The sequence below is a fragment of the Streptomyces physcomitrii genome, from assembly GCF_012273655.1.
GTDB classification, from domain to species: domain Bacteria; phylum Actinomycetota; class Actinomycetes; order Streptomycetales; family Streptomycetaceae; genus Streptomyces; species Streptomyces physcomitrii.
On sequence record NZ_JAAWWP010000003.1, the window covers coordinates 458,051 to 466,174 of the forward strand.

Genomic DNA, 8,124 nt, shown 5'->3' on the forward strand with positions numbered 1-8,124 from the left:
GCCTCAGCGGGTGGCGCCGGTGACGATCCACCGTCCGGAGCGGCTGCGCAGCCAGAGTGCCGTCATCCGTAGCACCATGGTGAAGACCATCAGGCCCCAGAGCGCCGTCAGGCCACCGCCCCACACCGGGAGCAGGAGGGCGAGCGGGGTGAAGGCGGCCAGGGTCGGCACCATGGCCCAGGCGAGATAGCGGCCGTCGCCCGCTCCCATCAGGACACCGTCGAGGACGAAGACCACTCCGGAGATGGGCTGGGAGAGCGCGACGATCAGCAGCGCGGGAAGGGCGGCGTCCTGGACCGCGGAGTCGCTGCTGAAGAGGGGGATGAACAGGGGACGCGTGAGGACGACGAGCAGGCCGAGGACGATCCCGGAGGCGATCCCCCACTGGACCATCCGACGGCAGGCCTCCCGGGCACCCTCGGCGTCGTTCGCCCCGAGGTAACGGCCGATGATGGCCTGCCCCGCGATGGCGATGGCATCCAGGGCGAAGGCGAGCAGGCTCCAGAGGCCGAGCACGATCTGGTGGGCGGCGATGTCCGCGTCCCCGAGTCGGGCGGCCACGGCGGTGGCGATCACCAGGATGCCGCGCAGGGAGAGGGTACGGATCAGCAGCGGCGCCCCGGCCTGGGCGCTGGCGCGTATCCCGGCGGCATCGGGCCGCAGCGAGGCACCGTGCGCCCGGGCACCGCGTACGACGACGAACAGATAGACCGCGGCCATGCCCCACTGGGCGGTGACGGTGCCCCAGGCCGAACCGGCGATACCGAGATCCAGGCCGTAGACGAGGACGACATTGAGGACGGCGTTGGCGAGGAAGCCTCCCACGGCCACGTAGAGCGGGGTCCTGGTGTTCTGGAGACCGCGCAGCACGCCGGTGGCGGCCAGCACGACGAGCATCGCGGGGATGCCGAGGGCGGAGACGCGCAGATAGGTGGCCGCATAGGGCGCCGCGGTGTCCGAGGCGCCGAAGACGTCCATGAAGGCGGAGGCCGTGGGCATCAGCAGCGCGGTGACGGCGGCCCCGAGCAGCAGGGCGAGCCAGATGCCGTCCATGCCCTGGCGGATGGCGGCGCGCAGATCGCCGGCGCCGACCCGGCGGGCGACGGCGGCGGTCGTGGCGTAGGCGAGGAAGACGAAGATGCTCACCCCGGTGGTCAGCACGCTGGAGGCGATGCCGAGTCCGGCGAGTTGGGCGGTGCCCAGATGCCCGACGATCGCACTGTCGGCCATCACGAAGAGCGGTTCGGCGACGAGCGCTCCGAAGGCGGGAACGGCCAGCGCGATGATCTCTCGGTCGTGCTTTCTCGGACCGGCCTTGGCCGTCTCGGGAGCCTGTGTCATGAGCACCAATCTAATCTTCCACAGGTAAGCGATGCAATGCGTATGTGACTATTACGTTGTCCCTCGCTGTCCACTGCCTGTGACGGGCTTCGGGGTGATCTTGATCCACCCGCGAAACTTTCTTCTCTGCACAGCCGGTGGATGAAGAAATACCAGCTCAGAGGCGGTGTGGCGGCAAGGGCTGAGCATTGTTCACAGCGCTGTCCACCGGGTCGTGCACAGGTTTCGAGGGGTTCTCCACAGCAACAGGCAGTTCATCCACACCGCCTGTGGATAACCAGATTGGCTGACGCCCTCCGGGGGCCTACCGTGGACCGGCACCCGTCCCGTGGAGGCGCTGAAAAAGGCGCACAAAACCGACGCGTCTCCAGCGGCGTCGGGTGCGGTGTTTGTCAGTGCCGTGCCGTAAGAAAGAGGGCACGGCGGGTCCGGCCGAAGGCTGAGAGGAGGGGGCGCGCGGTGAGCGTTTCCGAGCAACCTGTGCAGGGCCCCTGGGCCGACTCCGGACCCGGCGACCGGCTGCCCGCCTCCCGCCGCAGGAACAGCTCCGGCGGCCGCGACGACCAGCACGACCGGGGCACCGAGGACGGCCGCTGGGACGACAGCGGCCCCGCCTCCTTCGAGCGGGTGCCCCCGCAGGACCTCGACGCCGAGCAGTCGGTGCTCGGCGGCATGCTGCTCTCCAAGGACGCCATCGCCGACGTCGTCGAGGTCATCAAGGGCCACGACTTCTACCGGCCCGCGCACGAGACGATCTTCCAGGCCGTCCTCGACCTCTACGCCAAGGGTGAGCCCGCCGACCCCATCACCGTCGCCGCGGAACTGACCAAACGCGGCGAGATCACCCGCGTCGGCGGCGCCTCCTACCTGCACACACTCGTCCAGACGGTGCCCACCGCGGCCAACGCCGAGTACTACGCGGAGATCGTCCACGAACGCGCCGTACTCCGCCGCCTGGTCGAGGCAGGCACCCGGATCACCCAGATGGGATACGCCGCCGACGGCGACGTCGACGAGATCGTCAACAGCGCCCAGGCCGAGATCTACGCCGTCACCGAACAGCGCACCAGCGAGGACTACCTGCCGCTGGGCGACATCATGGAGGGCGCGCTCGACGAGATCGAGGCCATCGGCTCCCGCAGCGGCGAGATGACGGGCGTGCCCACCGGCTTCACCGACTTCGACTCCCTCACCAACGGGCTGCACCCCGGGCAGATGATCGTCATCGCCGCCCGCCCCGCCATGGGCAAGGCCCTGGCCCTCGACACCCCCCTGCCCACGCCCGGCGGCTGGACCACCATGGGCGCGGTCCGCCCCGGCGACCTCCTCCTCGACGCCGGCGGGCGGCCGACCCGCGTGGTCGCCGCCACGGAGGTCATGACCGGCCGCCCCTGCTACGAGATGACCTTCGACGACGGCACCACGGTCGTCGCCGACGCCGACCACCAGTGGCTCACGGACACCTGCTCCTCCCGCCGGAACGCGACCGGCCGCCCCGAGGTCCGCACCACCAAGGAGCTCGCGGCCACCCTGCGCTGCCTCACCGACGACCGCGCCAACCACTCGGTGACGAACACGGCCCCCCTCGACCTGCCCGAGCAGGACCTCCCCGTCGCTCCCCGCGCCCTGGGGGTCTGGCTGGCGGGCGGCCCCGGCGGCGAGGCGGACCTCAGGGCGCTCCAGCAGCACGCGGGCGGGCCGGAGGGCAGGCACATCCCCCAGCGGTACCTGCGCGGCTCCCTCGCCCAGCGCCGGGAGCTGCTGAGGGGCCTCCTGGAGACGAGGAGCACGGTCGCGCGGGCGGGTTCGGTGAAGTTCACCGCCGCCGAGAAGACGCTGGCGGAGGACTTCCGCGAGCTGGTGACCAGCCTCGGCCACCGCTGCCGCTTCACCGCCGAGGCCGGGGGCGGTACGCAGGGCGCGTCCCCCACGTACAGCGTCACCTTCACCCCGAGGGACGAGGACCTCGCTCCACGCCGGGAGGAGCAAGGCGAGGACACCGGCGAGCGACTGCGGCGGGGAAAGGCGAAGCCAGCCCGGCGTTACCTCACCGAGGTCCGGGAGATCGAGAGCGTCCCGGTCCGCTGCGTCCAGGTCGACAACCCCGAGCACCTGTACCTGGCCACCCGCGCCATGGTGCCCACGCACAACTCGACGCTGGCGCTCGACTTCGCCCGCGCCGCCTCCATCAAGAACAACCTGCCGAGCGTCATCTTCTCCCTGGAGATGGGCCGCAACGAGATCGCGATGCGCCTGCTGTCCGCCGAGGCCCGCGTCGCCCTGCACCACATGCGCTCCGGCACGATGACCGACGAGGACTGGACCCGGCTCGCCCGCCGCATGCCGGACGTCTCCGCGGCGCCGCTCTACATCGACGATTCGCCGAACCTGTCGATGATGGAGATCCGCGCCAAGTGCAGGCGCCTCAAGCAGCGGAACGAGCTGAAGCTGGTCGTCATCGACTACCTCCAGCTGATGCAGTCCGGCGGCTCCAAGCGCGCCGAGAGCCGCCAGCAGGAAGTCTCCGACATGTCCCGGAACCTGAAGCTCCTCGCCAAGGAACTGGAACTCCCCGTCATCGCCCTCTCCCAGCTGAACCGTGGCCCCGAACAGCGCACCGACAAGAAGCCCATGGTCTCCGACCTGCGCGAATCCGGTTCCATCGAGCAGGACGCCGACATGGTCATCCTCCTCCACCGCGAGGACGCCTACGAGAAGGAGTCCCCCCGCGCCGGCGAGGCCGACCTGATCGTGGCCAAGCACCGAAACGGCCCCACGGCGACGATCACGGTCGCCTTCCAGGGGCACTATTCACGGTTCGTGGACATGGCTCAGACGTGAGGCGTGACGGGACGCCCCTGGCCGCGTGTCGAAGGGGGCGGGCCGCAGCCTCTGGCTCGCTCGCCTGAACGCCGACACGATGATCACCGGAATGACTCCGATGAATGACCCCGACGCCCTGGTCTCACAGGCCCGGGACCTCGTCAAAGATCGCTTCCCGCATGCTTTGGGCGCCGTGCTCGGCGGCTCAGCCGCGCAGGGTCGTGCTGCCGCGACCAGTGATCTGGACGTGGCTGTGCTCCTACCGGATGGGGATGCCAGCCGTCGCGAGGTGATACGCCACGACGGCCGCCTGGCCGAGCTCTTCCTGCATACTCGCGCGGACGTTCCCCAGCACTTCGAGCGGGATCGAAGCCTTCGCCGAGGCACTGTCCTGTTCCTCTATGACCGAGGACTGGTCCTTGCCGACCCCCACGGTCATGTGGCGCGGGTGCGCGAGCAGGCGCGAGTTGTACTGGCAGCAGGCCCTCCGCCGCTCACGCCCGCGGAGTGGGAACGAGGACGATACGTCCTCACCAGCTTCATGGACGATCTGGCAGATGCTCCGTCGACCGACCGCTATGAACAGCTGGCACTCGCCGACTCCGTCCTGCGTGAGGCGGCCCACCTTCTCACCGCCCATCACAGTGCCTGGACAGGCATCGGGAAGTGGCTGCCTCGCCGACTGCTGACCGCGGACCCGGCACGCGGCAAGGCCCTCCTGGAGGGACACAGGGCTGTCGCCGAACAGGCGGACCCCACCCGGTTGACGGCAGCAGCCGAGCAGGTGCTCCATCTCCTGGGCGGACCGCTGCGGGAGGGCTACACCCAGCGCTGGCACGTCTGAGGCAGCCAGAAGCTGTCCGCCTTCGAGGAGAGCGGCCAGGCCTCCCGATGGCACACCGTCACCACCGGCCGGCGAAACCGGGGGCCTGCAGCGCGGCCGTCCCGAAACCGGACGACGCCGCGAACGAGTGCATCGCCCCCAGGCATTGGTCTGCCGGAACCGGCCGTCGTGACCTGGCCGGAGCCGTCCGCCACCGGCGCCGAGGACGAGCGGCGCGGACTGCACCGGAAGGCCCGTGCCCTGCCAATTCCCGCGACTGAGTCCAGCCCGGAAGTCGAAGCGTGCCCGTTCTCTAAGGGGCGGCAGGCATTTCTGCGGAGGGGGACAGTGGCTCGGGCAGGGAGAGTTCGGGGCGTGGTTCGGGAAGTCGGACTGATGCGGTTTCCCGTTCCCATGCCTTGGTCGTCCGTACGTAGCCGTAGATCACCGAGGCCATGGCCAGGAGGAGAAGCGGTCCGTATGCCCAGGGGTGTGCGGCCATTTCCTCCGGCAGATAGCGATAGGAGACCAGGAGGGCGGCGAAGACCGTGGTTCCGTAGCCGACCAATTGGGTTGCTGAACGGTCCCAGCCGCGTTCGAGTGCACGCAGTCCCGCCTCGACCGTCAGTGTGAAGACGACACCGGCTATGAGGTCCACGCCGTAGTGGTAGCCGAAGCCGAGTGTCGCGCCGAGCGTGGCGACCAGCCAGAAGGTGCCCGCGTAGCGCAGAATTCTCGGACCTTTACGGGAATGCAGGAAAATCGCGGTAGCCCACGCGGTGTGCAGGCTGGGCATGCAATTGCGGGGGGTGATCTCGTCGAACGGTATCGGGTGCGGGGAGTGGATCGGCGGGGGTGTGTCGGGCCAGATGCTGGCCACCGCCCAGTTTCCGCCGTCGGCGCCGTAGGCGAAGATCGGGCCGACCACCGGGAAGATCATGTAGATGCCCGGCCCGAGAAGACCGATGACCAGGAACGTACGGACCAGGTGATGGCGCGGGAAGCGTCGTTCGGTGGCCACGTGGCGCAGCTGGTACATCGCGACGGCGACCGCGGCGACGGCGAGCTGGATGTAGACGGCGTCCAGAACATGGGAGCCGATCGGGTCGGTGGCTCTGACGATTCGGCCGACCAGCCATGACGGATTGCCCAGCGCGTGATCAGCGGTCGCCAGATAGGGGTCGAGTACCGCGGGGCGGGTTTTCGAGGTGATGAGCAGCCAGGTATCGCCCGTTTTGCGGCCGGCTACCAGTAGCAGGGCCAGACCGACGCCCTTCAGGAGCAGAACGCGTTCCCGGCCGGTTCGGCGGGTCAGAGCGATGTACGCATATCCGAGGATCACCCATAGTGCGCCGTTGCCGAAAGGGTGCCCTTCGGTCAGGTCGGCGCCGATCGCCCATCGCACGAGCAGGAAGGCGATATCGATGCCGAGCGCGGCGCCGAGGGCGATGAACCGCTGCCGCCAGGTGAGCACCACCATCATCAAGGCCATGCCGGCGTACAGGAGGAACCCTGATTTGGGAGGGAAGATCACCTCTTGTGCCTGGTTGGTGATCGGCCCCGTTTCGCCGTAATGGCGGGCGGTCATCTCCAGTGCGAGAAGAAAAGCCAGAGCTACCACGCCCGTGGCGGTCCACCATATCGCCCGTGATTTCCTCGAATGATGCCACGCGGCGAGCTTAATTCTGTTGGATATTCGCGAGAACGCCTGCGCTGCTATGGATATCAATTTCTGGCCGATTTGGTAGATGTCAACTGACGAGGGCCGCCCTTCGTGCCGGATCGTCAGAATCTCCGGTGAAGGACCGACGATGGGATGGATCGCCGCAAGCTCGAACATGTTAGCGGAGTGGTGGGGGTTGGCGAGGGTTGCGGATTTCGCTGGTCACGGGCGGTGAAGAGGTTCAGCGGATTCCGTGTTCGGGGTGCGGGGTCTTCAGCGTCCGCGGGTGATCAGGAAAGCTTCGACGAGGGGGCGAGGGCCGCGTATGTCTGGGCTTGCCTGGTGGTTCTCGTGGGTGAGGGCTCGGGTTGTCGACTGACCTTGCCGGGGAGGGTGTTGGGGGTGCAGTCCGGTGGCCCGGTGGGCGTGAACGGTCTGCTGCTCGTGGAGCCCTCTTGCGGTCGGCTTGACCTCGATGACCAGGCACGATGTCCTCTCGGGACAGGCCTCGTCCGGGAGTTATCCACAGGCTCCCCGAAAAGCGGAGAGATCCGGCACTGTGGACCCATGACCACGGGGAACCTGCTTCTGACCCACTCCCTCCCACAAGGGAGACCCACCGCTACGAGGGCCGCCTCTACCATCGGAGCGCATGGACTACACCGCGCCTCAGTGGGATGCCTCGGCCCTCCTGGTGATCGACGTGCAACGCGACTTCCTCGACGAGGGAGCTGCCCCGATCGCCGGAACCTCGCAGGTCCTGGACGAACTCCGGCTGCTCGTCGACGGGTTCCGTGCGGCGGGGCGGCTGGTGGTCCATGTCGTCCGGCTCTATACGCCGGGGGACAGCGATGTGGACCTTCCGCGCAGGGCGGCGGTCGAGGGCGGGCTGAGCCTGGTGGCGCCGGGGAGCCCCGGCAGCCAGCTGGTTCCGGCAGTGCTGGGGGGCCGGTACGCGGACTTGGACAGCGCTGCCCTGCTGACCGGGAAGCCTCAGCCCCTGGGCGCCGAGGAGTTGGCGCTGTTCAAGCCGCGGTGGAGCGCCTTCCACCGGACCGGGCTGGAGGAACTGCTCCGGGAGAGGGGCGTGACGACGGTGGTGGTCGCGGGCTGCAATCTGCCGAACTGCCCGCGGGCGACGCTGTTCGACGCCAGCGAGCGCGACTTCCGCACCGTGCTCGTCACGGATGCCGTCAGCCAGGCGGGTCCGGAACGCCTCGCGGACCTGGCGGGGATAGGCGTCGGCCTGGCCACCAGCGAGGAGGTCTTGGGCGGGCTGGGGCTGCCGTCCAGCTTGTGACCGAGAGGGGTGCCGGCTGCCGTGCCTTCGGGGCGTGTCCTGCTCCTCCTGCGAGGGATTCGGGTGCCCTCTCGCTCCCGGGGCGAATAGGCGAATGGGCGAATAGGCGGGTAGAGGGCTGAGCGGCCGGGCCGGGGTCGCTGTGGGGCGTCGTCGTGGAGGGTGGGGCGGGGA

Annotated in this window: 5 protein-coding genes; 3 read left to right on the forward strand and 2 right to left on the reverse strand. The window is 68.9% G+C overall.

Annotated elements, in window-relative coordinates; translation table 11 throughout:
• Positions 1–3: 3 nt before the first annotated feature.
• Entirely contained in the window at positions 4–1,341 is a 1,338-nt protein-coding gene (locus HFV08_RS07805; RefSeq protein ID WP_168537129.1) for an MATE family efflux transporter, read from the reverse strand.
• Positions 1,342–1,800: 459 nt separating this feature from the next.
• Here HFV08_RS07805 and dnaB point away from each other — a divergent pair, with 459 nt between their 5' ends.
• Both dnaB and HFV08_RS07815 read left to right on the forward strand, forming a co-directional pair.
• The gene (gene dnaB, locus HFV08_RS07810; protein ID WP_312885463.1) at positions 1,801–4,182 is read left to right on the forward strand and encodes a replicative DNA helicase; all 2,382 of its coding nucleotides are present in this window, start codon (positions 1,801–1,803) and stop codon (positions 4,180–4,182) included.
• A 100-nt stretch (positions 4,183–4,282) separates the two neighbouring features.
• Complete coding sequence (locus HFV08_RS07815; RefSeq protein WP_168537233.1) at positions 4,283–5,008, forward strand: nucleotidyltransferase domain-containing protein; 726 nt, start codon at positions 4,283–4,285, stop codon at positions 5,006–5,008.
• Between the two features lie 292 nt (positions 5,009–5,300).
• Here HFV08_RS07815 and HFV08_RS07820 read toward each other — a convergent pair whose 3' ends face one another.
• Positions 5,301–6,575 (reverse strand): phosphatase PAP2 family protein, encoded by a 1,275-nt coding sequence (locus HFV08_RS07820; RefSeq protein ID WP_210430017.1) that lies wholly within the window; start codon positions 6,573–6,575, stop codon positions 5,301–5,303.
• A 727-nt stretch (positions 6,576–7,302) separates the two neighbouring features.
• On the opposite strand from HFV08_RS07820, the gene HFV08_RS07825 reads away from it, so the two are divergent.
• The gene (locus HFV08_RS07825) at positions 7,303–7,950 is read left to right on the forward strand and encodes a cysteine hydrolase family protein (protein WP_168537131.1); all 648 of its coding nucleotides are present in this window, start codon (positions 7,303–7,305) and stop codon (positions 7,948–7,950) included.
• The last annotated feature ends 174 nt before the right edge of the window (positions 7,951–8,124 follow it).

What these genes read in the sequence shown, in the direction of transcription:
- HFV08_RS07805 (WP_168537129.1), bottom strand. Translation starts at nt 1,341, where the DNA reads ATGACACAGGCTCCCGAGACGGCCAAGGCCGGTCCGAGAAAGCACGAC.
- HFV08_RS07815 (WP_168537233.1), top strand. Translation starts at nt 4,283, where the DNA reads ATGAATGACCCCGACGCCCTGGTCTCACAGGCCCGGGACCTCGTCAAA.
- HFV08_RS07820 (WP_210430017.1), bottom strand. Translation starts at nt 6,575, where the DNA reads ATGACCGCCCGCCATTACGGCGAAACGGGGCCGATCACCAACCAGGCA.
- HFV08_RS07825 (WP_168537131.1), top strand. Translation starts at nt 7,303, where the DNA reads ATGGACTACACCGCGCCTCAGTGGGATGCCTCGGCCCTCCTGGTGATC.